24 protein-coding genes are annotated in these 23,743 nt (G+C 58.4%); 9 read left to right on the top strand and 15 right to left on the bottom strand.

The window, feature by feature from the left end; translation table 11 throughout:
- From betT to speA, 4 genes are all read right to left on the bottom strand, one after another.
- Window positions 1–1,959, bottom strand: a 1,959-nt coding sequence (gene betT / locus ACFE0K_RS11650) for a choline BCCT transporter BetT (protein WP_434536223.1), incomplete at its 3' end; no start/stop codon positions are given.
- Window positions 1,960–2,369: 410 nt separating this feature from the next.
- Window positions 2,370–2,825 (bottom strand): DUF4112 domain-containing protein, encoded by a 456-nt coding sequence (locus tag ACFE0K_RS11655; protein WP_434536224.1) that lies wholly within the window; start codon window positions 2,823–2,825, stop codon window positions 2,370–2,372.
- Window positions 2,825–3,169 (bottom strand): Rieske (2Fe-2S) protein, encoded by a 345-nt coding sequence (locus ACFE0K_RS11660; RefSeq protein WP_434536225.1) that lies wholly within the window; start codon window positions 3,167–3,169, stop codon window positions 2,825–2,827. The genes ACFE0K_RS11655 and ACFE0K_RS11660 overlap by 1 nt, the downstream gene beginning before the upstream one ends.
- 324 nt (window positions 3,170–3,493) lie before the next feature.
- Window positions 3,494–5,374 carry a biosynthetic arginine decarboxylase gene (gene speA, locus ACFE0K_RS11665; RefSeq protein ID WP_434536226.1) on the bottom strand — a complete coding sequence of 627 codons (1,881 nt, stop codon included), beginning with the start codon at window positions 5,372–5,374 and terminating at the stop codon, window positions 3,494–3,496.
- A gap of 160 nt (window positions 5,375–5,534) precedes the next feature.
- On the opposite strand from speA, the gene speE reads away from it, so the two are divergent.
- On the top strand, window positions 5,535–6,395 hold the full coding sequence (gene speE / locus ACFE0K_RS11670; protein ID WP_434536227.1) for a polyamine aminopropyltransferase: 861 nt from the start codon (window positions 5,535–5,537) through the stop codon (window positions 6,393–6,395).
- Window positions 6,396–6,547: 152 nt separating this feature from the next.
- Here speE and ACFE0K_RS11675 read toward each other — a convergent pair whose 3' ends face one another.
- The 3 genes from ACFE0K_RS11675 to ACFE0K_RS11685 form a co-directional block, all read right to left on the bottom strand.
- Window positions 6,548–7,144 (bottom strand): DUF4145 domain-containing protein, encoded by a 597-nt coding sequence (locus ACFE0K_RS11675; RefSeq protein ID WP_434536228.1) that lies wholly within the window; start codon window positions 7,142–7,144, stop codon window positions 6,548–6,550.
- Between the two features lie 33 nt (window positions 7,145–7,177).
- On the bottom strand, window positions 7,178–8,842 hold the full coding sequence (locus ACFE0K_RS11680) for an AIPR family protein (RefSeq protein WP_434536229.1): 1,665 nt from the start codon (window positions 8,840–8,842) through the stop codon (window positions 7,178–7,180).
- Window positions 8,843–9,145: 303 nt separating this feature from the next.
- Window positions 9,146–10,171: a hypothetical protein gene (locus ACFE0K_RS11685; protein WP_434536230.1), complete on the bottom strand. Its 1,026-nt coding sequence runs from the start codon at window positions 10,169–10,171 to the stop codon at window positions 9,146–9,148.
- A gap of 149 nt (window positions 10,172–10,320) precedes the next feature.
- Here ACFE0K_RS11685 and ACFE0K_RS11690 point away from each other — a divergent pair, with 149 nt between their 5' ends.
- Both ACFE0K_RS11690 and ACFE0K_RS11695 read left to right on the top strand, forming a co-directional pair.
- Window positions 10,321–10,563 (top strand): type II toxin-antitoxin system ParD family antitoxin, encoded by a 243-nt coding sequence (locus tag ACFE0K_RS11690; RefSeq protein ID WP_434536231.1) that lies wholly within the window; start codon window positions 10,321–10,323, stop codon window positions 10,561–10,563.
- On the top strand, window positions 10,556–10,834 hold the full coding sequence (locus ACFE0K_RS11695; protein WP_434536232.1) for a type II toxin-antitoxin system RelE/ParE family toxin: 279 nt from the start codon (window positions 10,556–10,558) through the stop codon (window positions 10,832–10,834). The genes ACFE0K_RS11690 and ACFE0K_RS11695 overlap by 8 nt, the downstream gene beginning before the upstream one ends.
- Before the next feature lie 58 nt (window positions 10,835–10,892).
- On the opposite strand, the gene ACFE0K_RS11700 is transcribed toward ACFE0K_RS11695, so the two are convergent.
- The 3 genes from ACFE0K_RS11700 to ACFE0K_RS11710 form a co-directional block, all read right to left on the bottom strand.
- Window positions 10,893–11,975 carry a mechanosensitive ion channel family protein gene (locus tag ACFE0K_RS11700; protein ID WP_434536233.1) on the bottom strand — a complete coding sequence of 361 codons (1,083 nt, stop codon included), beginning with the start codon at window positions 11,973–11,975 and terminating at the stop codon, window positions 10,893–10,895.
- 226 nt (window positions 11,976–12,201) lie between these two features.
- Complete coding sequence (locus ACFE0K_RS11705; RefSeq protein ID WP_434536234.1) at window positions 12,202–12,792, bottom strand: 2-hydroxychromene-2-carboxylate isomerase; 591 nt, start codon at window positions 12,790–12,792, stop codon at window positions 12,202–12,204.
- A gap of 109 nt (window positions 12,793–12,901) precedes the next feature.
- The gene (locus tag ACFE0K_RS11710; protein WP_434536235.1) at window positions 12,902–13,627 is read right to left on the bottom strand and encodes an SDR family oxidoreductase; all 726 of its coding nucleotides are present in this window, start codon (window positions 13,625–13,627) and stop codon (window positions 12,902–12,904) included.
- Window positions 13,628–13,742: 115 nt separating this feature from the next.
- Between ACFE0K_RS11710 and ACFE0K_RS11715 the strand changes: the two genes are divergently transcribed.
- On the top strand, window positions 13,743–14,216 hold the full coding sequence (locus tag ACFE0K_RS11715; RefSeq protein WP_434536236.1) for a winged helix-turn-helix transcriptional regulator: 474 nt from the start codon (window positions 13,743–13,745) through the stop codon (window positions 14,214–14,216).
- Between the two features lie 123 nt (window positions 14,217–14,339).
- Here ACFE0K_RS11715 and ACFE0K_RS11720 read toward each other — a convergent pair whose 3' ends face one another.
- Window positions 14,340–15,266 (bottom strand): LysR family transcriptional regulator, encoded by a 927-nt coding sequence (locus tag ACFE0K_RS11720; protein ID WP_434536237.1) that lies wholly within the window; start codon window positions 15,264–15,266, stop codon window positions 14,340–14,342.
- A 67-nt stretch (window positions 15,267–15,333) separates the two neighbouring features.
- On the opposite strand from ACFE0K_RS11720, the gene ACFE0K_RS11725 reads away from it, so the two are divergent.
- The 3 genes from ACFE0K_RS11725 (at window position 15,334) to ACFE0K_RS11735 (ending at window position 17,902) form a co-directional block, all read left to right on the top strand.
- Window positions 15,334–16,245, top strand: a complete 912-nt coding sequence (locus ACFE0K_RS11725) for an SDR family oxidoreductase (RefSeq protein ID WP_434536238.1) — start codon at window positions 15,334–15,336, stop codon at window positions 16,243–16,245.
- Window positions 16,245–16,922: a histidine phosphatase family protein gene (locus ACFE0K_RS11730; protein ID WP_434536239.1), complete on the top strand. Its 678-nt coding sequence runs from the start codon at window positions 16,245–16,247 to the stop codon at window positions 16,920–16,922. Before ACFE0K_RS11725 ends, ACFE0K_RS11730 begins: the two co-directional genes overlap by 1 nt.
- A 227-nt stretch (window positions 16,923–17,149) precedes the next feature.
- A complete protein-coding gene (locus ACFE0K_RS11735) occupies window positions 17,150–17,902 on the top strand; it encodes an SDR family oxidoreductase (protein WP_434536240.1) in 753 nt (250 codons plus the stop codon).
- A gap of 251 nt (window positions 17,903–18,153) precedes the next feature.
- On the opposite strand, the gene ACFE0K_RS11740 is transcribed toward ACFE0K_RS11735, so the two are convergent.
- From ACFE0K_RS11740 to ACFE0K_RS11750, 3 genes are all read right to left on the bottom strand, one after another.
- Complete coding sequence (locus ACFE0K_RS11740; RefSeq protein WP_434536241.1) at window positions 18,154–19,506, bottom strand: DEAD/DEAH box helicase; 1,353 nt, start codon at window positions 19,504–19,506, stop codon at window positions 18,154–18,156.
- Between the two features lie 201 nt (window positions 19,507–19,707).
- Window positions 19,708–19,923, bottom strand: coding sequence for a DUF1653 domain-containing protein (locus tag ACFE0K_RS11745; protein WP_335626866.1), 216 nt, complete (start codon window positions 19,921–19,923; stop codon window positions 19,708–19,710).
- Window positions 19,916–20,626 carry an esterase/lipase family protein gene (locus tag ACFE0K_RS11750; RefSeq protein WP_434536242.1) on the bottom strand — a complete coding sequence of 237 codons (711 nt, stop codon included), beginning with the start codon at window positions 20,624–20,626 and terminating at the stop codon, window positions 19,916–19,918. The genes ACFE0K_RS11745 and ACFE0K_RS11750 overlap by 8 nt, the downstream gene beginning before the upstream one ends.
- A 200-nt stretch (window positions 20,627–20,826) precedes the next feature.
- On the opposite strand from ACFE0K_RS11750, the gene ACFE0K_RS11755 reads away from it, so the two are divergent.
- Entirely contained in the window at window positions 20,827–22,320 is a 1,494-nt protein-coding gene (locus tag ACFE0K_RS11755; RefSeq protein ID WP_434536243.1) for a flavin-containing monooxygenase, read from the top strand.
- 72 nt (window positions 22,321–22,392) lie between these two features.
- Window positions 22,393–22,947 carry an ATP-dependent zinc protease family protein gene (locus ACFE0K_RS11760; protein ID WP_434536244.1) on the top strand — a complete coding sequence of 185 codons (555 nt, stop codon included), beginning with the start codon at window positions 22,393–22,395 and terminating at the stop codon, window positions 22,945–22,947.
- Between the two features lie 195 nt (window positions 22,948–23,142).
- Here ACFE0K_RS11760 and rdgC read toward each other — a convergent pair.
- On the bottom strand, window positions 23,143–23,743 hold a 601-nt coding region (rdgC, locus tag ACFE0K_RS11765), incomplete at its 5' end, for a recombination-associated protein RdgC (RefSeq protein ID WP_434536245.1).

Here is a 23,743-nt window from a genome sequence, read left to right on the forward strand (position 1 = left end):
GATCACCTGATCACGGCTGTAGCCCATCAGGTCATAGCTCAACCCGCCTTCACGCAGGTGAACCTCCAGCCGGTAATACACGGATCGGGACTGCTGGGTGCGCACCGTGAACGATGGCATCAGGCAGCGGCGCGGCCACACCTGGTAGGTAAAGTTCTGCTCGCCGCCCAGGTCCACATTCAGGGCAATGTGCAGCTGATCGCCACTGTCCTCGGCAATGTCCACCGGGTAACCCTTTTCCGCCAGCTCTTCCTTGACGGCCTCGAACGCCGGGCGAACGGTTTTGTCGATGAACTGGGCCACCTGTTTTTCATTGGGAAAGCTGACCGCCCGGGCAAGACGTTTGCTCCAGCTTTCATGCTCGGAGCGGGAACTGGTTCGCCCGGATAGCTGCCCGGCCAGGGCGTCCTGCATGCTGGTGGATTTCATTCCTTCCAGCTTCAACGCCCGGTGCAGACCGATCATCATCAGGAACAACACAAAGGCGAACGGCAGCCCCATAATCACCACCGCACTCTGCAGTGCCGCCAGCCCGTCGGTCATCAGCAAGGCCAGCGTCACCACACCAATGATGGTGGCCCAGACAATGCGCATCCACGGCGCCGCATCGTTGTTCGGGTCCTTGATGCGACAGGTGAGATTGGACAGCACCAGCGAGCCGGAATCCCCGGAGGTGACGAAGAACACGATGGCCAGCACCGTCACCACAATGGTGGTCACCGTGACCCAGGGTAGCTGTTCCAGGAACAGGTAGATCGCAGAACCCGGGTTGCCCACCGCTTCCTTGCCGAATTCGGTGGCGCCATTCATGACCATGTCGATGGCGGAATTCCCCATCACGGACATCCATACCATCATGAAGGTCAGCGGCAGAATCAGGGTGCCGGCCACAAAGCTGCGAATGGTGCGGCCCCGGGAAATACGCGCCAGGAACAGCCCCACGAACGGCCCCCAGGCAATCCACCAGGCCCAGAAGAACACCGTCCAGGCATTCAGCCAATCCTGCGGCGGATCAAAGGCATAGGTATCGAAAGACATGGAAATAAAGTGGGTCAGGTAATCGCCCACATTCATCACCAGCGCATCCAGCAGGAAGCGGGTGTCTCCCACCACCAGCACGAACAGCATCAGCACGATGGCCAGCAGCATGTTGAACTCGGAGAGGCGGCGGATGCCCTTGTCCACACCGGTGGCGGCGGAGATCGCCGAGAACAGCACAATAAAGATCGCCAGCACCGCCTGAGTCAGCGTGCTCTCGGCAATGCCGAACATGTAGTTCAGGCCGAAGTTAAGCTGGATGATGCCGATACCGAGACTGGTGGCCACCCCGAACACGGTGCCCAGCACGGCAGCGATATCCACTGCGTTACCGATGGTGCCGTGAATACGCTTGCCGAAGATGGGGTACAACGCAGAGCGAATGGTCAGCGGCAACCCATGGCGATAACTGAAATAGGCCAGCGACATGCCCACCAGGGAATAGATGCCCCAGCCCGACAAGCCCCAGTGCAGGAAGGTGATCTGCATGGCCTCGCGGGCCGCTTCCACCGTACCACCCTCGCCTACCGGCGGCGTCAGGTACTGGGTGACGGGCTCCACCACGCAATAGAAAATCAGATCGATACCGATACCGGCGGAAAACAGCATGGCCGCCCAGGTAACGATATTGAATTCCGGCTCCGCGTGGTCCGGCCCCAGCTTGATGCTGCCATAGCGGGAACAGGCGATGGCAATCACGAAAACCAGATAGGCCACCACGGAAATAAAATAGAACCAACCGAAGCTGTCGGAAATCCAGGCAAGAGCGCCGTAGATGGTTTCATTGGCCTGTTCGGTGAACAGCATGGCCCACAGGGCGAACAGCACAATGCCGGTGGTGGAACCATAGAAAACCAGGGGATTGATACGGCCGTCCGGAGTATCGGGCTCGGCCTGCGGTGGCGGGGTGGCTGTATCCATTCAGCGTTCCTCCAGTCAGGGTTGCGCGGTTTCGCAAACACCCCGGTACCGGACACGGACACGCCCTGACAGTTGTGCCCTTCGGCACACAGGCAACCGCCAGCGATGTGTCGTCAGCGCCCGATCCTCCCGAGGCATTCACACACGGCTTTCCTCATTCTGCCGAGGCTATGGGCAATATAAAAGTGAATTCTTGTTCGCAGTCGGAACCGCGTGAAAGACGATTTTTACCACAGAGGGCACGGAGAACACTGAGATATTGCTGTTGGAGCGTAGCGGAGTGGAGTAACGACCATAGGTCGGCCCAGAGGGTGAGCGTAGCGAATAACCTTGCTCGTAAGGCGAAGGCCCGATAAAACCGACAACCTTTCGCCTTGCGAGCAAGGCTCCAACAACACGGAACCAACGCCCTAGAAAATCAGCGTCAGCCCACCGGTAACCACGGCAAACAGGATGGACAGCCCGATCAGGGTCTTCCAGGGGAAGGGCGGTGCCGGGGGTTCCACCTCAAGCTGCTTTTCCAGATAGTTCTTCAGCAGCTTGGTATTGCGGGTATTGGCCTTGTAGATCGCATCAAAAGCATCGCCCACCACCGGCAACAGGCCACCGAGAAAATCGATGCCGATGTTGCGCAGCATACGCAACTTCACGCCCTTGCTGGCGCCGGCCCGCTGCGCTTCGATCAGCACATAGCTGGACAGCACCAAACCGGCGGCATCACCCACCAGCGGCACCAGGCCGATAATGGCCTCGGCACCGATCTGGAATTTGGTGAAGGGGATACCGATGCTGCTGTCGGTAAAACGGCTGAACTTCTCCAGCCGCTCCAGCGTTGCCCGTTGCTGGGCTTCCGTCCTTGCTGCCATTACATCTCCACAAACAGGTGGCCGTCTTCTTCCGTGACCGGCCAGGTCTCCAGGGCTTTCTCTCCACGTACCACATTCAGCAACTGCACGCCGGGCGGAAAGTTGGCCCACTCGCTCACTTCACCGGTACGGATATCAAACCGCGCGCGGTGCAGCGGGCACTGCACACACTTGTCTTCAAGAATCTTGCCCTTACCCAGCGGCGCAAACATATGCGTGCAACGGGCCTGGGTGGCATAAAAGCCATCACTCAGGTGGTACACCACCAGTTTCTTGCCACCGGCCTCCATGGCACGGCTTTTCCCTTGCGGGAGGTCCTGGCTGGCACAGAGTTCATAACGCATCTTGTTCTCCTTGCTGGCTTAGAATCAGTTGCGAGCGACGAGCTGCTAGCTACGAAGCCCCTGTAGGAGCTCCTCTCGAGGTGCGAACCTTGCGCAGCAAGGAAATCGCCCGCAGGGCGATCAGGCATTACAGCGCTCGACAGGTTTCATTCATCGCATTCGGAATACCTGAAATCTCTGTCGCCTCGCTACGCTCGGTTCGCGCCTCGAGAGGCGTTATTCGCTACGCTCACCCTTCGGGCCGCACGGAACTACGTGCGTTACTCCGCTACGCTCCGTTCCTACAGCGGCTTCGTAGAGACGCATTTATTGTCTCGCACCCTATCACTCCAGATAGGTATACCCTGCCAACCCCTCGCGTACCAGTTCGATGAAGCCATCTTGTTCTGCATGGCTCAAATGCGCCTGGCGGCAATGTTGCTCCAGGGAGGCCAGCAGCTTATCGGTATCGTAGTTCACGTAGCGCAGCACCGTGCTCACCGTGTCGCCCTGAATGGCGTGGCTCAGGGTGATGGCGCCGTCCGCCTCCACGTCCACATCCACGGAATCCGTGTCGCCGAACAGGTTGTGCATGTCGCCGAGGATTTCCTGGTAGGCGCCCACCATGAAAATGCCCAGGTGGCCGTTGAGCTGTTCCGGCAGCGGCAAGGTGGCTTCCACGCCTTCGCCATCCACGAACTGATCGATGCGGCCATCGGAATCGCAGGTAATGTCCTGGATCACCGCCCGGCGGGTGGCGGGCTTGTCCAGGCCGGACAGCGGCAGCACCGGGAACACTTGATTGATACCCCACACATCCGGCACCGACTGGAACACGGAGAAATTCACGAACAGCTTGTCCGCCAGGGTTTCGTTGAGGCTGTCGAGCAGCTCGCGCTGCTGTTTGCGTAGCGGGTTGAGGCGACCGCGCAGGGCCAGCAGGCAGTTGATATACAGCTGCTCGCCACGGGCGCGGGTGTCCAGGCCCAGGTCACCGGCGATATAACGCTGGTGAATGTCCTGCCAGGCGCCGGTCACTTCCGAGAAGCGCTCGAGCAGATTGCCCGGCGCACCGGCCAGCACCTGTTGCAACTCCCACAGCTGATGCAGCTCGGCCACATCGTCCGCCGCCGGCGCGTCCACCGCCACCGGCGACATCTGCTCCTGATCGGTGATATTCACCAACAGCACCGCATGGTGGGCGGTCAGCGCCCGGCCGGATTCGGAAATGATGTTGGGTTCCGGCAGGCCGTGCAGGGCACACTGCTGCTGCAGGGTCTGCACGATATGGCGGGCATAGTCGCCTACCCCGTAGTTCATGGAGCAATAGGAACGGGAGTGGGTACCTTCATAATCCACCCCCAGGCCGCCGCCCACATCCACGGTGTCCACCGCCGCGCCCAGCGCGCGCATCTCGGTGTAGTAACGGGCCGCTTCACGCATGCCCGCCTTGATATCCTGGATATTGGCCACCTGGGAGCCCAGATGAAAATGCAGCAGGGTCACGCAGTCCAGCCGATCCGCCGCCCGGCAATGCTCGATGGCCGCCATCAACTGCGGTGCGCTCAACCCGAACTTGGACTTCTCGCCACCGGTATTCTGCCAATTGCCCTTGCTGATACTCATCAGCCGCACCCGCAGGCCGATCCGCGGCGACACGCCCAGCTCATCTGCCAGCGACAGCAGCGCCGGCAGCTCGGACATCTTCTCCACCACGATGTGCACGTGAAAGCCCAGCTTCTCGCCCATCAGCGCCAGGCGCAGGTATTCCGCGTCCTTGTAGCCGTTACAGACGATGGTGTCGCCCGGGTTGGAGAGCGCCAGCACGGCCAGCAGCTCCGGCTTGGAGCCCGCCTCCAGGCCAATGCGCTCGCCATCTTCACGGGCCCGCAGGATCTCATGCACCACCCGGCGCTGCTGGTTCACCTTGATCGGGTACACCGGCGTATAGCCGCCCTGATACTGGTTGGTCTCGATAGCCTCACGGAAGGCCCCGGCCAGCAGCTTCACCCGCTGGCGCAGAATCCCGGAAAAGCGCGCCAGCACCGGCGCCCGCAGCCCCGCCGCCCGGCAGTGCTCAAGCACCGCTTCCAGTGTCGCCTGGCCGCCCTGCTCGCCATTGGGCCGCACACACAGCTGGCCCTGGTTATCGATACGGAAGTAGCTATCGCCCCAGCGGTCCACGTTATAGATGTCGCTGGCGGGTACGGGTGTTCTATCGGTCATTACCTGTCCTGAGTAAGGAAGTCGTCTGGGGGCATTATGCCTGCCGGGGCGCGGCACTCGCACCCCTTTTTCCTGCTTTGACAGGCGAGCGATAGGACTTACAATCGCGGCTATCGTTCACCCATCGAACACCCCTTATTCGCCTCCACCGGAACCGCCCATGAGCAGCACCAAAGACAACTGGTTTTACGAGCACTTCGACACCGCCGGCACCGCCTTCGGCCTGCGCCTCAAGCAGAAGCTGGAAGAAGTGCAGACCGAGTATCAGCACATCGAGATGTGGGAAACCGACACCTTCGGTTACCTGATGACCATCGATGGCGCCACCATGCTCTCCACCCGCGACAACTTCCTCTACCACGAGATGATGTCGCACCCGGTGCTGTTCAGCCACGCCAACCCCAAGCGCGTCATCATCATTGGTGGCGGCGACTGCGGTACCCTGCGTGAAGTGCTGCGTCACTCAAGCGTGGAAAAAGCCACCCAGATCGACATCGACGAAATGGTCACCCGCTACTCCGAGAAATACTTCCCGGAACTGTGCGAGTCCAACAACGACAGCCGCGCCGAGCTGCTGTTCGAAGACGGCGTGCAATACATGCGCGACTGCGACGACGGCAGCGTGGACGTGATCATCGTGGATTCCACCGACCCGGTGGGCCCGGCAGAAGGCCTGTTCAAGGCCGACTTCTTCCGCGATTGCCACCGCGTGCTGGCCGATGGCGGCATCATCGTGCAGCAGTCTGAATCCCCGCTGCTGCACAGCGACACCATCATCAAGGACCTGCACGCCAACATGCGCGAAGCCGGTTTCACCACCACCCAGACTCTGCCCTTCCCGCAGCCGGTCTACCCCAGCGGCTGGTGGAGCTGCACTATGGCAGGCAAGAACACGGACGTGGGCGGCTTCCGTGAGGCGGACGCTACCGGGAAAGGGTTTGAGACCAAGTATTATTCAGCAGCGATGCATAAAGGGGCGTTGGTGTTGCCCCCGTTTATGGAGAAGGCGATTAACGACTGAGTAGCTTCTAGCTTCTAGCTTCTAGCTTCTAGCTTCTAGCTTCTAGCTTCTAAAAAAATACCCTTGCCTTCTTTGGAAGCAAGGGTATTTTTAAAAGAAAAATCATTTTCGCGAAAAAACAGGACACCTAGCACTCTCGCTTTGAGAGCTATTCAAGAAAGAGAAGATTGCAAACCCTTCTTTATACGAGCCGGCAAAACAAATAAAAATTGCCCTATAGCCGCTGCAAAATCAATTGCTCGCTTAGCATCCTCTAATGTCGGAAGAGGAGCATCCTGATCAGCATGTCGCTGATCATTAGCATCGAGTCTAACCTCATGAGCCCAAACAGCCATATCCTTGGTTATAATGCCGTCACGTTCAGCTAAATCAATACGAGAATAGAGAGAGCCTGACACAAGCCCTTTTTCTTTCAACATAGCATCAACAGCACTGGCCACCAGCATTACAGCACCAGCAGGCGCATGAATTGATTGAAATGCTTGATACAAATAAACTTTGGCTCGCTCCGGCAATGCCTCATCTACTTCCGGCGCAGCAGGAAAATAAGATATCACTTCAGAACCCATTTTTTCTGCTAAAGCAGTAACAACACCGCCACAGCGCTTACATATATAAACACCCCATGTCATTTTCTTCGTTTTCTCAGCATTTTTGGTATCAAGCTGAGTATGAAGCGGAAGATTAGGCGTATTCACGCCGCAATGCGGACAAACATTCAATTCTAATTGAGCACCAATTTTAAGCATTACACCCCCAAACCTAGAACCCAACCGCCTCTTTTATGAAAGACACTTTTCAAATGATTCCGCTTTGCCTCTTGCAACATCCTTTTTATAACTACGCAGGAGCTTGCTTCTCAATTCTCTTACTTTAGCAGGGCTCTTGAAATCACCTTTATAGTCGAACTGCTCACCAAGATCTTCAACTTCATAATTCAAGTCAATAATTAGAGACTTAAGTATTGACTCAATCGCCGACATAAAAATATCAACTCGACCCTCCTTAAAAAGCAAAGAGGGATCTTTATAATACACCTCAGCATGAGAGTCACTCCTCATGAGATCAGACACTACAGAAATCAAGAAGAAACGCGTCAAACCATACTTTGAGAGAGGCTTATACTCAATCTCCGGAGACACACCAACAACAACATCCATAATAAGACTGAGGAAAATTATTCTATATGCATCAACCGCTGGCCTTGCAAAAATATCAGAATATTTATCATCAAAAAGCTTATAAACCTGATGACAACTCTCTGGCTCCATCAAGTCAAAAGCGAGCAAAAGCCTTCCAGCTTCTTCATTGGTAATTAGAACCGAACCTTTCCTTTGCTGTTGCCCTCGTTTAATTTCTAGCTCATACCTGCCCTCTTCGACCTTAGAAAACTCTTCCCTAAGCCTCAACTGAACTTCATTTGTTGACTTTAAGTCACGAGGCTTAATCGCATTCTGATTATTGCTATTGACCGTAATCTTTTTTGACAAATCTGCATCTTGGATTTGAATTATCTTGGCAACAACTCTAAGGCTATCAGTTATACTTTCCGCTGCCTTTTTAAACGTTGATATGCTTTGCGCCCCATTCACAACAACATAGTTTTTTATCTTTAGGCGCTCTCCTTCACGAGTCACCTCTTCACAAAGTATATTCACACCATTATGATAAAGAACGAAATTCTCATGCTCAGAAGCATCGTTAACACTCTTGAGCAGGGCTTTATTAACCTTTGTATTTCCTAGAGACTGCCTTACGTTTTGAGAAAAAAGTGTACCATCATCGATTCCCTCCATCCCCATAAGCTCAATTGCCTGGACAGGAAGAATATATGTTGTAGCCGTATCTGACGTCTGCAAAACAATGGGCTCGACATAGCTTGCATCAAACTCATACACCCCATCAACGCCACCCTCTTTCTCAATATCAACAAACTCTTCTGCTATTCTATTTCTATCATAAACGGTTATCGATTTTTCCTGCCGCAGAAACTCTTCACCATTTGCATCTAGAGGGTGATTACATACAAAAAGACCTTGTACCTTATACCCCTTTGAAACCAAAACTTTCACATTGTTTCTTCTAAGAACTTTTTTTAATTCCTCATTAGCTCCTCCATTAAGAAGGGATTGAACAGATTCTTCATCGAACAATTGGGTTATAGTTCCCGCCAACTCTCTCAGTGATGCATCGCCAAGGGTCGACTCTTTCTGTTTTATTTTCCCCTGGAGAACATAAATAACTTCCTGAGTGTGATCGACATAGAGCCCATCAATCCCTCTATCATTAGGCCTATCACATATCGCATCATCCGCCTCCACACCATCAAGCCTGAAAATGTTCTCCAAGAACCAGTTCAAGAACGCGATAGACTCCCCCCGCCCTTTCTCTTCATGAACGGAAAGTAAAGATTTCAAACTTCCATACTGCAACTCATCAGGCTTCATTCTTCCCCCTTTATAAATCTTCCATTCCAAATACCCGCAACGAGAGAACCCATGACATCTCTCTTACATTGAATCACCGGAAAAACACGTAGGAAGCAGCCGCAGGGAAGCATAGAGATAAACAGACAGGCACCCCTTCCCCCGATTCGCTTTCGCAGGCCACGCCACCCTGGCTGACCGGTTTTTATTTGTGATCCAGCTCCGAATCTACACATTTTTTTCGGACAAGGAAACGCGGAGATTAATTAATAATGAATAGTTAATAATTAATAGCGACAACCAACCCCTGGCTAGCCATCGCTATCAAGACTCCGGAATCACTGCCGGTTTATCCAGGAACAGGGCGGTGCGGATCAGGTCCACGTAGATCTGTTCCTTGCCGGCGTGGCTGAGCAGGGACAGGGATTCGCCGTTGCGCAGGTTTAGCTGGATCTGGCTGTTGACGAAGCTGCGTTCGCCGGTGGTGAGTACCTGGTTTAGCTGGACGGATTCCACTTCATTGAACGCCAGGGTGCGGTTGTCGCCGGGCAGGATGATGGTTTGCTGGCGGCGGTCCAGGCGGGCGTTGCTGGTGGTGGAGAACAATACGAACAGCCCGGCCAGGGTGAATGAGATGGACAGCATCAGCGCCTGCATGGTGCCGCCCCATGTCATCTGATCGAAGGGAATATGGGACACGAACAAGGCGTCGGCAATGTAGTAGAGCTCCACCGCCAGGCCGCCCTGGGGGGCGATCAGAAAGGCCAGGCCCATGCCACTGAGTGCCCGGCTGCGGGTGATGCGTAACTCGTCGCTCTTGGCCGGTTTGATACGGGCGGTGACGAAGTTGCTGCCACCACGGACGGGCGCCGCATTATTGCGGTAGGCGCCGGGGTCGAGCAGCAGGCCGGGGATGTCGCGGGGGTTGCTTGCCAGCCACTGCTTCTCTTCGCGGGTAAGCGCCTTGCTGGGGCGCACCAGCAGGCAGAACGCCAGCACCACCATGGCAATACCCAGAAAGGCATACCCCACCCAGGTGCGTAGTAAGCCGCGATAGAGCTGGATGGAGTGGGTTTGCTGGCCGTCGACGACCTGTTCCAGGCGACCGAGCGTTTTCTGCAGGTGGGCAATCAGCCAGTGGTCGTGGTCGCTGAGGGTGGGTTGGGCCTGGGTGCGAGCAATGCGGTCGCGGATTTCGTCGTATTTCTGCCGTTGTTTCTGCTGGCTTTCCTGCATCATGGTGATGGCACGCTGCTGGGCCTGCCAGGAATCTTTGGCCTTGCTGACCACCCCGCCCACCACCATCGCGACAAACGCGGCAATCAATACACCGTAAACCCATTTCAGCATCAGCCCGCATCCGTCAGCGACAAAAGATCGGCGACGATAGCAAATAATTGCGCATTTTGCAGAGTCGCCACCGGCCCACTCAGGGCCTTTCTTTATCGCACCCGATGGCGCTAGAATGACTGTGTTAATTATTCACACAGGTGCAAGCCATGGCTAGGACAACGAGCATCACTATTGGCTCCCAGCTGGACGACTTTATCGGCAAGTTGATCGAGTCAGGACGTTACGGCTCAACCAGCGAGGTCGTGCGTTCCGCCTTGCGCCTGCTGGAACAGCAGGAAAGCCAGATAGCCGCGCAGAGAAACGCGGTGGTGGCAGGCGAGAAAAGCGGTGAAAGCGAACTGTCTCTGCACGAGATTGCGGCCCAGGTGAAGAAAAAGCACGATGTATAAGCTCTCCAGGCTTGCCGCTGAAGACTTCAGAACTATCTACGAATACACCCTACTTAACTTAACCAGGCCCGACGCTTACACCGACGACCTGGATAACGTCCTGCGCCTTCTGGCTGGTGCCCCACTGATGGGGCCTGAGTGCCAGGAGATCGCAGACGGCGTTCGCCGTCACGACCCAACGACACGCCATTTTTTACCGGCAACGCGAAAACGATATTTTCATCATCCGAATACTCCACCAACAGATGGAGCCGATGAAACATTTCTTTGACGAAGAATAAGCGGTGACATTGCCAAGGTAACCATTCGCTGTTTATTACTTTGTCGAATCAGGGGAACAGGTTGGCCTGGCCGGTTGGCTCCTGGGGCGCTTCCACCTGCGCACGATAACGGGGCAGGTACTGGGGAAACTGCTTCTGGATAAAAGCGATCATGTCTTCGCGGATGGAGCACCTCAGGTTCCAGAGGGTGGTGGAATTCCCGGCGCTCATCAGGAAGCGGATCTGTATGGCTTTTTCCCCGGCTTCCACAACCTGAACGGTGCCGGTGGAACCATCCCACTCCGAGGCCTCTTCCAGCAGGCGATAGAATTCCTCACGCAACGGCTCGATGGGGATACCGTAATCTGCCCAGATCAGGGTGCTACCGATCTGGTCGGCGGTATTGCGTGACCAGTTCTGGAAGGGGTTTTCGATAAACCATTGCAGCGGCACGACCAGGCGGCGCAGATCCCACACCCGCAGGACCACATAGGTGGCCGTGACTTCTTCCACCCAGCACCATTCGCCCTGCACAAACATGGCGTCATCGATGCGGAAGGGTTGGGTGAGCGCGATTTGCATACCCGCCAGCAGGTTGCTGAGCACCGGGCGGGCGGCAAAGCCGAGGATGATGCCGCCGATACCGGCGGAAGCCAGCAGGCTGGTGCCGATCTGGCGGACGGAATCGAAGGTCATCAGGGCGGCACCGGTGCCGACCAGTACAATGACGATATTCAGACAGCGAACCAGAAAGCGGGTCTGGGTTTCCACCTTGCGCGCCCGCTTCCATTCGTTTTCGTAGGCCGGATTCAGTTTGACGATGACGTCGCCAATGGCGGAGGTGAAGCCGACGGCGGTCCAGGTGAGGGCGATGATCAGCAGCAGCGTGGTGCCGTGGCGGATCTGCGCCAGCCAGGGAAGCTCCTCGGGCACGGTATGCAGCACACTGCTCAGGGCGATCAGGGCCAACGACACGCCAATGGCCCGCGCCGCCGCGTCAAAGAAGATGCGGCCGACGGAGGCAGACTGGGCAAAACGGCCAACCAGGTAGACCAGCGCCTTATAGACAAGCAACCCGCCAATGATGGCGAGCAGGGCCAACCCTGCAGCATCTACCCACGCAACCAGACCCTCGTTGATCATCTCCTGCATATTTCCTCCGCCAAGATATCATTGGCTCCTTGATAACTTAACAGGGGTAACGAGGCAGGTCTTCCTTCGATTTTCTTTCGCAACCCGGCGCCGGTTCGCCATGCAAGCATAGCTCCAACGGGTGCGTTTTACGTGGCCCCCCGGCATTCGGCTTTTACCGCTTGTTTTGATTTTCGCTATTAACTGTTAACTATTAACTGTTAACTATTAACTATTAACTGCCTTTCTATCTGCCTTTCACCGCTTCTTCCACGAAATCCAGCCGATCCTGCCCAAAGAACATTTCATTCCCCACAAACATCGTCGGCGCCCCGAATACGCCACGCTTGATGGCAGCGTCGGTGTTGGTCTTGAGCTGCTCTTTCACCTCATCGCTGGCGGCTTTTTCCAGCCAGGCTTGCGCATCCAGGCCGGCGTCGGTGAGCACGCGGGTGATTTCTTCCGGCTCGGACAGTTTGCAGGGCTCGCGCCACATGGCGTTGTAGAAGGCGGTGATCACGGCATCCTGTTCCGGGGTGCCGATGGCGGCGGTGATGATGCGCATGGGGGTGATGGTGTTCACCGGGAAGTGCGGGTTCATGGTGAGCGGTACCTGGTAGCGCTTCGAGTAGCGGGCCAGGTCGCGCATCATGTACATGCCCTTGGCGGGCACGGCGCCGGGCGGGTTGTTGCCGGTGGCCTTGAAGATGCCGCCGAGCAGCACGGGAGTGTAGACCAGTTCGGCGCCGGTGCGCTCACACAGGGCGGGGAGCTGGCTCCAGGCCAGGTAGGCGGTGGGACTTCCGACATCGAAGAGGAATTCGATTTTTTGGGTCATGGGGTTTTCCTTTCAGGAATTTCCGTAGGAGCGTCGCTGGCGGCGCGATTCCAGACGTTGGGTTATCGCGCCGCGAGCGACGCTCCTACGGAGAAGGGTTGTCGGGTATTTAGAACGTTTCCATCCACGGGCGCAGGTCGATTTCGTGGGTCCAGGCGTCGCGGGGTTGTTGGTGGAGCATCCAGTAGGTGTCGGCGATGTGCTCCGGGTTGAGGATGCCGCCCTGCTCTTTCTCGGCATACTTGGCCGGGAAGTTGTCGCGGATAAAGGCGGTGTCGATGGCGCCGTCGATGATCGGGTGGACCACGTGGATGCCTTCCGGCCCCAGCTCCCGGGCCATACTTTGCGCCAAAGCACGCAGAGCAAACTTGGCGCCAGCGAAGGCGGAGAAACCCTTGCCGCCACGCAATGAGGCGGTGGCGCCGGTGAAGATGATGGTGCCTTTATTGCGCGGCACCATCACGCGGGCGGCTTCGCGGCCCGCCAGGAAACCGGCGAAGGCGGCCATTTCCCACACCTTACGGTACACCCGGGCGGTGGTCTCACGGATGGAGAAAAACACGTTGGCGCCGATGTTGAACACCACCACCTCCACCGGCCCCACCTCTTTCTCGATGGTGTCGAACAGCGCCACCATCTGCTCCTCGTCGCGGGCATCGTAGCCGAACGGGCGGGCCTTGCCGCCGGCTTGTTCGATTTCCTGCACCAGGGGCGCCAGGGCATCGACGCTGCGGCGGGTAACACAGACGGTATAGCCTTCGCGGGCAAAACGTTTGGCGATGGCGCCGCCGGTGGCATCACCGGCACCGATTACGACTACGGCGGATTCAGGCATGGAGCCTCCTGGTGTCTGTAGGTCGACTAGTTAGTTCCTATTTGGAACTTATAATCGGTTCTTTTTGGGAACGCGTCAACCCGGTATGATCAGAAAACGTTCACGGAGGTTTAGCATGCGCTGGCAAGACATCGATCAACAGCCCTGTTCCCTGGCCCGCACCCTGGCCATTATCGGCGACAACTGGACGCTGCTGGTGCTGCGCGACTGCTTTATGGGCGTGCGCCGCTTCGATGATTTCCAGCAACGCCTGGGCGTCACCCGCCATGTGCTCAGCGACCGCCTGCGCAAACTCACCGAGGGCGGCGTGCTCGACAAGGTGGCCTACCAGGAACGCCCCCTGCGCCATGAATACCGGCTCACCGCCATGGGCAAGGAGCTCTACCCGGTGATCGTGCATCTGGCTCAGTGGGGCGACAAACACCTGGCCGGCGAACACGGCGCCCCCCTCACCCGCTACCACCGCCAATGCGGCGAACCCCTGGAAGCCCAGCTGCAGTGCAGCCACTGTGGGGACGTGGTGAAGCCCACGGATATTCGGGTGGAGGAAAATCCGTATTGGGCAGGGAAAATTCTAATGAATAATTAATAGTTAATAATGAATAACGCGCGAGCAGACACCCCCTGTTCGTAACGGCAGAGGCCGCGCTCAGACGTCTGGACGCGGCCTCTGCCGTTGTAAAACCTGAAACGCGCTTCCGCGCGTTATTAACTATTCATTATTCACTATTAATTGCTCCTGCTGTTCTTTCAACAACCCCAACACCCGCTGCCGCAACCAGCTATGGGCCGGGTCGCCGCTTTGGTCGCGGTGCCAGTAGAGGTGCATTTCCAGGCAGGGCAGGTCGGCGGGGAAGGATTTGATCACCATGCCCTTGCGGGACAGGCGCCCGGCCAGGGTGGCTGGCAGGGTGAGCAACAGGTCAGTGTTCTGCACGGTGCTGATGGCCGCCTGGTAGTGCTGGCAGCGCAGGCGGATATGACGCCGGTAGCCTTGCCGGGCCAGGCCGAAATCTTCCAGGCCGGGGCCTTCGCGGCGGGACGACACCAGCACATGCTGGGCGGCGAGATAACTGGGCAGGTCCATCTCTGCGGCCAGTTCATGGCCTTCGCGCATCATCACCACCAGCGGGCCGCTGAGTACCGGCACATGCTCGATGGATTCCGGCAGGGCCAGCATTACGTCACAAGCCAGATCCAGCCGGCCGCTGGCCAGCTCAGTGGCCATCTGCTTTCGGCTGATAGTGAGTGATTGCAAACGTACCCCCGGCGCGCCCTCCATGAGCTGTGCCATCAGCGACGGTAGCAGGCAGCCTTCCAGGCCATCGCGCAGGCCAAGCACGAAGGTGCGCTCCGCCTCGCTGGCATCGAAACCGCCCTCATCACTTAAGCAGCGCTGGAAACCGCCCAGGGCATGACGCACCGGGCTGACCATGGCCCGCGCCCGGGCGGTGGGCACCATGCGGCTGCCCTGGCGCACGAACAACGGATCATCCAGACGGTCGCGCAGGCGGCCCAGGGCATGGCTTACCGCCGGCTGGGTCAGGTTGAGCACCTTGGCGGCGCGGGTCAGGGAGCCTTCGGTGTAGATGGCATCGAAAACCACGAAAAGATTGAGATCGAACCGCGAAACATGCATGGCGTTTATCATTGGTCATTGCGAGGATTCATTGGATTAATTGAAACGCCGTCACTAGCATCGGTCAATGGATAAGACCCCCGATGCCGGCGGGTCGACGCCTGACGCACAATCCGCGACCAAAACCACCATGACCACAGGACACACCATGAGCCAGACCCCACAACGCATCCTGATCACCGGCGGCGCCTCCGGGCTGGGCCGCGCCATGGCCGAGGCCTGGCTGCGCGATGGCGCCCGGGTACTGATCGGCGACGTAAACCAGGAGCGCGCCGCAGAAACCCTGGCAGCCCTGAAGGATCTGCCCGGCGAATTGCAATTCCAGTATCTGGATGTGCGCGATGCGGCCAGCTTCAACAATGCCCGCGAGTGGCTGGAGCAGAACTGGGGTGGCGTGGATGTGCTGGTGAACAATGCCGGGGTGGCCGGTGCCGCCCGCATTGATCGCGGCGACATGGCCGACTGGGACTGGATTTTCGATATCAACGTGAAGGGCGTGGTGCGCGGCTGCAAGGTGTTTGTGCCGATGATGAAGCGCCAGGGCCACGGCCACATTGTCAACATCGCCTCCCTGGCCGGGCTGCTGCATGCGCCGGTGATGGGTAGCTATAACGTGACCAAGGCCGGGGTGATTTCCCTGTCAGAAACCCTGCGTTTCGAGCTCGCGCCCTATGGCATTCACACCACGGTGGTGTGCCCGGGTTTCTTCCGCACCAACCTGCACGAATCCATGCGTACCCCGGAACCGGGCATGATCGAAACGGTGGACAAGCTGCTCTCCAGTGATGAGCTCACCGCCGACCAGATCGCCGAGATGATCAAGAAGGCGGTGGCCAAACAGCAGTTCTTCCTGCTGCCCCACAAGAGCGGTCGTCGGGCTTACTGGATGAAGCGTTTTATGCCGTTTGTGTTCAACCGGATCATGCTGAAAGGCGCCGAGCGCATGCAGCGTAAACTGGAAAAAGCGGAGAAAGCCTGATGCCGGTGATCTACCTGATCCGCCACGGCCAGGCCAGCTTCGGCAAGGAAGATTACGATCAGCTGTCCGATGTGGGCTGGGAGCAGAGCCGGATTCTCGGCCGCGCCCTGCAGAATCAGGATCTGGGGGTGCCCCGCTCCATTTGCGGCACCATGCGCCGCCACGTGGAAACCGCGGAAGCGACCCTGGGCGAACTGGGCCTGGCAAAGGAATGGCACACGGATACCGGCTTCAACGAATACAACCACAGCGAGTTGCTGGCGGTGGACTGGCCCCTGGCCAGCGACCGGGCAGCACTGACCCAGTGGCTGGCGCAACAGGAGCACCCGCGCAAGGTATTCCAGGCCCGCTTCGAGCAGGCCCTGCGCCGCTGGCAAACCGGCGACGGCGACTACAGCGAAAGCTGGCCCGCCTTCCGCGAACGGGTGCTGGCCAGCACCTACAGCCTAGGCAACAGCCTGAGCAGCGGCGACAGCGCCCTGGTGTTCACCTCCGGCGGCGCCATCAGCGTGATCATCCAGCGGCTGATGGGCCTCACCGACGAGGCCCTGATCACCTGGAACCGCACCCTGATCAACACCAGTGTGACCCGCGTGCTTGTGAATGCCGGCAAGCTGCGGCTAGTCTCGGTGAACGAGCATCTGCATCTGCCGAGCGAGCAGGTCACTTATCGGTAGAAGCGACCTCCTGATAACCTCAACATTTCTACGAAGCTGCTGTAGGAGCGCCTCTTGAGGCGCGAACCGCGCGCCAGCGTGGAAATCGTCCGCAGGACGATCAGGAATATCAACGCTCGACAGGTTTCAGAAAACATCGGCGAGCGACACAAACGTTGTCGCCTCGCTTCGCGAGGTTCGCACCTCAAGCGGTGCCTCCTACAGCAGCCATTAGCAAGGGGATAACAATGCCGACACGCAAGAATATTCTAATCACCGGTGCCAGCTCCGGGCTGGGCGAAGGGATGGCACGGTTGTTTGCCGCCATGGGCCGTAACCTGGCGTTGTGTGCCCGGCGCATGGATCGGCTGGAAGCATTGAAAGCCGAACTGGAAGAAAAGCATCCGGGCATCACCGTGCTGATCAAGCCGCTGGATGTGAACGATTACGATCAGGTGTTTGCGGTGTTCGATGCGTTCCGCACCGAGCTGGCAGGCATTGATCGCGTCATCATCAACGCCGGCATGGGCAAGGGCCAGCCCCTGGGCACCGGCTATTTCTACGCCAACCGGCAGACCGCGGAAACCAACTTCGTGGCAGCCCTGGCCCAGACCGAAGCGGCCATGGAAATTTTCCGCGCTCAGAACAGCGGCCACCTGGTGATGATCTCCTCCATCAGCGCCATGCGCGGCATGAAGAAAAACCTCACCACCTACGCCGCCACCAAGGCCGGCGCTGCAATGCTCGCGGAAGGGTTGCAGGTGGAACTGCAGAATTCCCCGATCCAGGTGACCACCATCTTCCCCGGGTTTATCCGCTCCGAGATCAACGAAAAGGTGAAGAACACGCCTTTCCTGGTGGACACGGAAACCGGCTGCAAGGCACTGGTGAAAGCGATCGAAAAAGAGCCGAAGAATGCGTCGGTGCCAGGCTGGCCCTGGGGGCCTCTGGGCTTTGCCATGCGGCATTTGCCGTTGGGGATGGTTGGGAAAATGATGTGAAAAGCAGTTAATAGTTAACAGTGAATAGTTAATAGTTGCGTGAGAAAGCACCGTGACAATTTAACGAAAGAGGCCGCGCCATCATGTTGAGCGCGGCCTCTTTCGTTGAAAACCAAAGACATAAATTCTCGACTTTGCCAAAGAAGGCTTAGAGAAAGCCTATGCCCCTAAGGCGACGAACCCGGAATAAACAATAGCGCAACGTCCATAGATTTTCGTTTTTGGTTTCGCTATTAACTATTCACTGCCTTTTAGTCAATCGGCCCGGGGGTTTTCCGTTTTTTAACCGTGGCAAAGCCACTATTGGTATCCGGCACCGCTGGCTTGTTAGTGCGCGAATTTTTCTTCGCTACCGGCTTTTTCCTGGCCGGCTTTTTGCCTTTTTTGGCGTCCTCTTTCTTCTTCATTTTTTTCTTTTTGCTGCCAGCCGCCTTGCCGTTGGACTTGAGGTTTTTCGGGCCAAGGAAGTTGCCCTTCAGGGCTTCGATCAGGCGGTATTCGAAGTTCTGGCGCAGGTAGCGCTGGATACCTGCCATCAGGTTCCATTCGTGGGCGGCAATCAGGGAGATGGCGGTGCCATCGCCGCCCACCCGGCCGGTGCGGCCGATGCGGTGGACGTATTCGTCGCCACTGCGCGGCATGTCGAAGTTGATTACCAGATCCAGGCCGTCCACGTGGATGCCCCGGGCGGCCACGTCGGTGGCGACCAGCACTTTCACGGCGCCGGCCTTGAGGCGGTCCATGGCCAGTTTGCGGTCTTTCTGGTCTTTCTCGCCGTGCAGGACGAACACTTTCAGGTTGGAAGCCACCAGCACGCCACCCATACGGTCGGCCTGCTCACGGGTGTTGGTGAAGACCACGGCCTTGTCGTAGGTCTCGTTGGCCAGCAACCACTGCACCAGCCGTTCCTTGTGTTTCACGTCGTCGGCGGTGATCACCTGCTGAACCACGGATTCGTTCAGGTCGCGCACGGAATCCAGCATCAGGGACTTGGGATCGCGCAGGGTGGAGGCGACCATTTTCTCCATGGCGTTGCCGCCGCTGGTGGCGGAGAACAGCAGGGTCTGACGCTCGGCGCGGCATTCTGCGGCCAGGCGCAGTACGTCGTCGCTGAAGCCCATGTCCAGCATGCGGTCGGATTCGTCCAGCACCAGCATTTCCAGATCCTGCAGGCGCAGGTTGCCGGCTTCCAGATGTTCGATCAGGCGCCCCGGGGTGCCGATGAGGATTTCCGGGTTCTTGCGCATCTTTGCGGCCTGCACCTTGAAGTCTTCCCCACCGGTGACCAGCTCCGCCTTGATAAAGGTATAACGCCCCAGCGCCTCCACCTGCTTGAGAGTCTGCTGGGCCAGCTCGCGGGTGGGCAGCAGAATCAGGGCACGGGTGTCGGTACGCGGCCGCGAGTGCTGCATCAGCTGGTGCAGCATGGGCAGCATGAAGGCGGCGGTCTTGCCGCTGCCGGTGCGGGCGACCACACGCAGGTCATGGCCGGCCAGGGCCTCGGGGATGGCTGAGGCCTGGACAGGCGTGGGGGTGGTGATTTCCAGTTCACCGAGTGCCCTGATCAGGCGCTCGTGCAAATTGAGGTCGGCAAAAGTGGTCATGCAATGGGCTCCGCTATCGAGGGGCCATTGTAGCATCCGGGGGAGTTGAAAGTTGAAAGTTAAAAGTGGAAAAGCGCGGGGCAGGCCCTGTTATGCCGCCAGGCCAGGCCCGCGCGCCCACGTCCAGAATCGCGGGCACGGCGATTATCCGGTGGCAGCCCCATTGATTCGCGTTTGAACTTTCAACTTTGGACTTTCAACTCATTCACCGATGCGGGCGAAGCGCGGCTGGACCTTGCCGTCGCGCTCGACCGTTTCGGTGAACATGGCCAGGGGGCGCACCCACAGGGCCTGGTCGCCGTAGAGCGGGCGATAGACCACCAGGGTGTCGCCGGTCTCGGAATGGGTGGCGGTGCCGATGACCTGATATTCGTTGCCCTTGAAGTGCCGGTAGCGGCCCGGTTGCAGATCACTCATTGCCGGTCTCCGGGCAGCGGGCCAGGCGTTCGGCGATGGCCGCCAGCACCTGGGGGTTCCAGGGCAGGCCCACATGGGTGCCCTGCACTTCCACGTTGTCGGTGAGTGGGCCCTCTTCTTCCTGGCTGCATTGCCAGGACACGATGCCGTCCTGTTTGGTGAAAATGGCGGTACAGGGCACCGGCGGCGCCGGGATACGGGCTTCGAAGGCCTCACGATCCGGTGGTGGCCGCTTGGGGTTAAAGAGGTTGAACAGGGAGGTGACGTTGTTGGCTTCCGGGTCACCATTGATGGGGCTGCCCAGGGTGAATACCTGGCTGACCCGGTCCGGGTAGGCCCGTGCCAGTTCGCGGGCAAACACGCCGCCTAGGCTCCAGCCGATCAGCGCCACCGGCTGGCCGTGACGGGTGTGGATCGCCTGCAGCTGACTGACCAGCAAGCCCTTTCGCTTGCTGGTCATGCCCAGGTTGGTGCCCTGGGCCCAGCCGTAGACGCTGTAACCCAGCCGGGTCAGGCCCCGGCGCAGGGGCCGGGTACTGACATCGCTGGCACCGAACCCGGGCAGCACCAGCACCGGCTGGCCGCGACCGGCGGGGAGCTGACGGTGGCCCAGGCCCCGCAGCAGGTAACGCCCGTAGGCCAGCATGGCCCGGCTTTCTCCCAGCAACAGCCCCAGGGAGGGCGCGGATGGCTTGTCTGTCATCGCAAATTCCTCATGTTTCTCTGCCCCCATCGTAACCGGCGTGGCGGTGACCACCTTGGTCATGACGCAGGCAGCCGGCGCGCCCGGGTCATGGCGCTTCGGCTTTGTTTATCGTCGGTAACGGTGTGCTGGCAATGCGCAACAGCGGTGGCCCGTCCAGACGCCTTGGGCCATGATGAAAGCAACCAGGGAGGTGCACAATGAGCAAAAACAATAATGCTACCCGGGCAGACCATCAGGTGATTGTGGTGGGTGCCGGGTTCTCCGGACTGTGTATGGCGATCCAGCTCAAGGAAGCCGGTTACGATGATTTCGTGGTGCTGGAAAAAGCCGGCGATATCGGCGGCACCTGGCGCGACAATATCTACCCGGGCTGCGCCTGCGATGTGCCCTCCCACCTGTATTCCTATTCCTTTGCCCCCAACCCACGCTGGTCGCGCATGTTTGCTCCCCAGCAGGAAATCTGGGATTACCTGAAACGCTGCGCCGACAAGTTCGGGGTGACCCCGCATATGCGCTTCAATTGCGAGGTGGAGCGGGCAGAGTACGACGAGCAAACCCAGATCTGGCATGTGACCACCCATGACGGCACCGAGCTGACCACCCGGATTTTCGTCTCCGGCATCGGCGCGCTGAGTATCCCCGCCTATCCAACACTGCCGGGGGTGGAGAACTTTCAGGGCGAGGCTTTTCACTCCGCCCGCTGGAACCATGATTACGACCTGACCGGCAAACGCGTGGCGGCGGTCGGCACCGGCGCCAGTGCCATCCAGTTTGTGCCGCGCATTGCCCCGGAAGTGGAGCAACTGGATCTTTACCAGCGCACCCCGCCCTGGGTACTGAGCAAACCGGACCGGCGCATGAGCAAGATTGAGAAGCTGCTGTTCAAGACCCTGCCGGTGACACAGAAACTGTTCCGGGGTGGCATCTACTGGTGGATGGAAAGCCGGGTGCTGGGCCTGGCGGTGGACCCGCGCGCCATGAAGCTGGCCGAGCTGTATGGCCGCCACTTTATCCGCCGCAACATCAAGGACCCGGAACTGCGCAAGAAAGTCACCCCGGACTACACCATCGGCTGCAAGCGCATCCTCATGTCCGATGAATATTACCCCGCTCTGAACCGCGACAACGTGGCAGTGCTTACCGACGGCATTCAGGAAGTGAAGGCCCACAGCATTGTCGATGGCCAGGGTGTGGAGCGCGAGGTGGACTGCATTATCTACGGCACCGGCTTCAAGGTATCCGACCCCATCGGCCCCATGCAGATCATCGGCAAGGGCGGCGAGGAAATCCGCGAGACCTGGGACGAGACCGGCATGGAAGCCTACCTGGGTATCTCGGTGAGTGGCTTCCCCAATTTCTTTATGCTGCTGGGGCCCAACACCGGGCTGGGGCATACCTCCATCGTGTTCATGATCGAGGCACAGGTGAACTACGTGATGCAGGCGGTGAACAAACTGCTTGGTGAGAACGGCGGCTCCCTGGATGTGAAGCCGGAGGTGCAGGCGGGCTTCAACCGGCGCCTGCAGGCACAACTGGATGATGCGGTATGGTCTTCCGGTGGCTGTGAGAGCTGGTATCTGGACGAATTCGGCAAGAACCGTACTCTATGGCCCAGCTTCACGTTCCAGTACTGGATGCGCACCCGCAAGTTCGAGCCGGACAAGTATCAGTTCGAGCCCGGCCCGGTCTGATCGGGACAGCCGGGGAACCGGACGGCCCGTTGCCGGTCGTACTGTTCGACTATGAATCATCAAGGAGATGCCATGCCTCGCCTGACACTTGCCCTGTTCCCCGCCCTGCTACTGCTGGCCGGCCAGACTGTCGCCGCCGATCGCCCGGTATTTGGCTGGGTGGAAAAAACCACGCTGGAACCCTGGGGTGTGGAGCTGAAGGCAAAGCTGGACAGCGGCGCCCTGACCTCGTCACTGCATGCCACGGATGTGGAAATTTTTGAAAAAGATGGCGATAACTGGGTGCGCTTTACCGTGGACGTGCGCGATGAAGCCAGCGGTAAAAAGATGGAAAAAACCTTCGAGAAACCCCGCTACCGCAAAGTACTGATCCGCGGTGCCGGCGGTGCTGATCGTCGCCCGGTAGTGTTGATGAATCTGTGCATGGGCAACACCGTCTATGAAGAGCAATTCACCCTGAACGACCGCTCGGATATGATCTATCCAGTGTTGCTGGGTCGCCGCACCCTGTCGCATCTGGGCTATCTGGATGTGACACAGACCTTCACCCACTCCCCGGACTGCGATGAAGGGTCCATCGTCAAACTGGACAAGGACCAGGAAGACGACAAGGACATTGATGATTAAGCAACGACAGGGGGAACGCCTCTGGCGGCAGGTCATTCTGACACTACGTTGGGGGAAGCAAGCTACAAGCTGCAACGCGATTGAGGGCTTCTTTACGGAAAGGCTTTGCCCGCGCCCGAACTCTGGGGCGCGGGTGAAACGTTCGACAACAGGGTGACAGTGATTCGCGTTGTAGCTTGAAGCTTGTAGCTGCTGTTACGCCGGATTCACCTCGAAATACCCGAACAACCCATCCAGCGCTTCACGCAGTACATTGCCCTGCAGGCTGATGCGCGCCTGCAGTTCTGCCACCGCATCGTCTGCGTCCATGGCGTCGATATTTTCCTGCAGCAGATCCAGCGCCTTGATGCGTTTGATCTCCAGCTTATCGTTGATATCCAGCTCCAGGGAATCCTGCCACGCCAGGTTGATGCGCGTCGCCACCATGCCGGTCTCCAGATGGGCGAGGATTTCTTCCTGACCCAGATCCACGGCGGTGAACTTCACCGCAGCGCCTTCGTCTTTGGTGCCTTTCAGCTCGCAACGATCCCCCAGGGTGAAGCCTTCCGGCAGCAGCTTGGTGTCTTTCAGCCAGTTGCTGAAGCTGGTGTAAGGGGCGGAGTTGGGGGCCGGATAGGCCACCGGTAGGGTGCCGATGGCCTTGCGCAGGCAGGCCACCACCTCTTCCGCGCGGCTGGCGGACGAGGCATCCACCATTACCCGCTTGCGTTCGGTGTCGATCAACAGGGAGGTACGACGGGAGCGGGTGAAGGCGCGGGGCATCAGCTCGAAGGTGATCTGCTCTTTCAGGTCCGCC

This window comes from Alcanivorax sp. (assembly GCF_051117345.1).
Lineage (GTDB): Bacteria > Pseudomonadota > Gammaproteobacteria > Pseudomonadales > Alcanivoracaceae > Alcanivorax.

Excerpts from the sequence above, each read along its gene's own strand:
- ACFE0K_RS11750 (WP_434536242.1), bottom strand. The coding sequence starts at position 20,626 with ATGACAGACAAGCCATCCGCGCCCTCCCTGGGGCTGTTGCTGGGAGAA.
- ACFE0K_RS11655 (WP_434536224.1), bottom strand. The coding sequence starts at position 2,825 with ATGGCAGCAAGGACGGAAGCCCAGCAACGGGCAACGCTGGAGCGGCTG.
- ACFE0K_RS11685 (WP_434536230.1), bottom strand. The coding sequence starts at position 10,171 with ATGCTGAAATGGGTTTACGGTGTATTGATTGCCGCGTTTGTCGCGATG.
- ACFE0K_RS11745 (WP_335626866.1), bottom strand. The coding sequence starts at position 19,923 with ATGAGTGATCTGCAACCGGGCCGCTACCGGCACTTCAAGGGCAACGAA.
- ACFE0K_RS11705 (WP_434536234.1), bottom strand. The coding sequence starts at position 12,792 with ATGACCCAAAAAATCGAATTCCTCTTCGATGTCGGAAGTCCCACCGCC.
- speE (WP_434536227.1), top strand. The coding sequence starts at position 5,535 with ATGAGCAGCACCAAAGACAACTGGTTTTACGAGCACTTCGACACCGCC.
- ACFE0K_RS11690 (WP_434536231.1), top strand. The coding sequence starts at position 10,321 with ATGGCTAGGACAACGAGCATCACTATTGGCTCCCAGCTGGACGACTTT.
- ACFE0K_RS11660 (WP_434536225.1), bottom strand. The coding sequence starts at position 3,169 with ATGCGTTATGAACTCTGTGCCAGCCAGGACCTCCCGCAAGGGAAAAGC.
- ACFE0K_RS11755 (WP_434536243.1), top strand. The coding sequence starts at position 20,827 with ATGAGCAAAAACAATAATGCTACCCGGGCAGACCATCAGGTGATTGTG.
- ACFE0K_RS11720 (WP_434536237.1), bottom strand. The coding sequence starts at position 15,266 with ATGCATGTTTCGCGGTTCGATCTCAATCTTTTCGTGGTTTTCGATGCC.
- ACFE0K_RS11740 (WP_434536241.1), bottom strand. The coding sequence starts at position 19,506 with ATGACCACTTTTGCCGACCTCAATTTGCACGAGCGCCTGATCAGGGCA.
- ACFE0K_RS11715 (WP_434536236.1), top strand. The coding sequence starts at position 13,743 with ATGCGCTGGCAAGACATCGATCAACAGCCCTGTTCCCTGGCCCGCACC.
- ACFE0K_RS11700 (WP_434536233.1), bottom strand. The coding sequence starts at position 11,975 with ATGCAGGAGATGATCAACGAGGGTCTGGTTGCGTGGGTAGATGCTGCA.
- ACFE0K_RS11695 (WP_434536232.1), top strand. The coding sequence starts at position 10,556 with ATGTATAAGCTCTCCAGGCTTGCCGCTGAAGACTTCAGAACTATCTAC.
- ACFE0K_RS11710 (WP_434536235.1), bottom strand. The coding sequence starts at position 13,627 with ATGCCTGAATCCGCCGTAGTCGTAATCGGTGCCGGTGATGCCACCGGC.
- ACFE0K_RS11760 (WP_434536244.1), top strand. The coding sequence starts at position 22,393 with ATGCCTCGCCTGACACTTGCCCTGTTCCCCGCCCTGCTACTGCTGGCC.
- ACFE0K_RS11675 (WP_434536228.1), bottom strand. The coding sequence starts at position 7,144 with ATGCTTAAAATTGGTGCTCAATTAGAATTGAATGTTTGTCCGCATTGC.
- ACFE0K_RS11735 (WP_434536240.1), top strand. The coding sequence starts at position 17,150 with ATGCCGACACGCAAGAATATTCTAATCACCGGTGCCAGCTCCGGGCTG.
- ACFE0K_RS11680 (WP_434536229.1), bottom strand. The coding sequence starts at position 8,842 with ATGAAGCCTGATGAGTTGCAGTATGGAAGTTTGAAATCTTTACTTTCC.
- ACFE0K_RS11725 (WP_434536238.1), top strand. The coding sequence starts at position 15,334 with ATGGATAAGACCCCCGATGCCGGCGGGTCGACGCCTGACGCACAATCC.
- speA (WP_434536226.1), bottom strand. The coding sequence starts at position 5,374 with ATGACCGATAGAACACCCGTACCCGCCAGCGACATCTATAACGTGGAC.
- ACFE0K_RS11730 (WP_434536239.1), top strand. The coding sequence starts at position 16,245 with ATGCCGGTGATCTACCTGATCCGCCACGGCCAGGCCAGCTTCGGCAAG.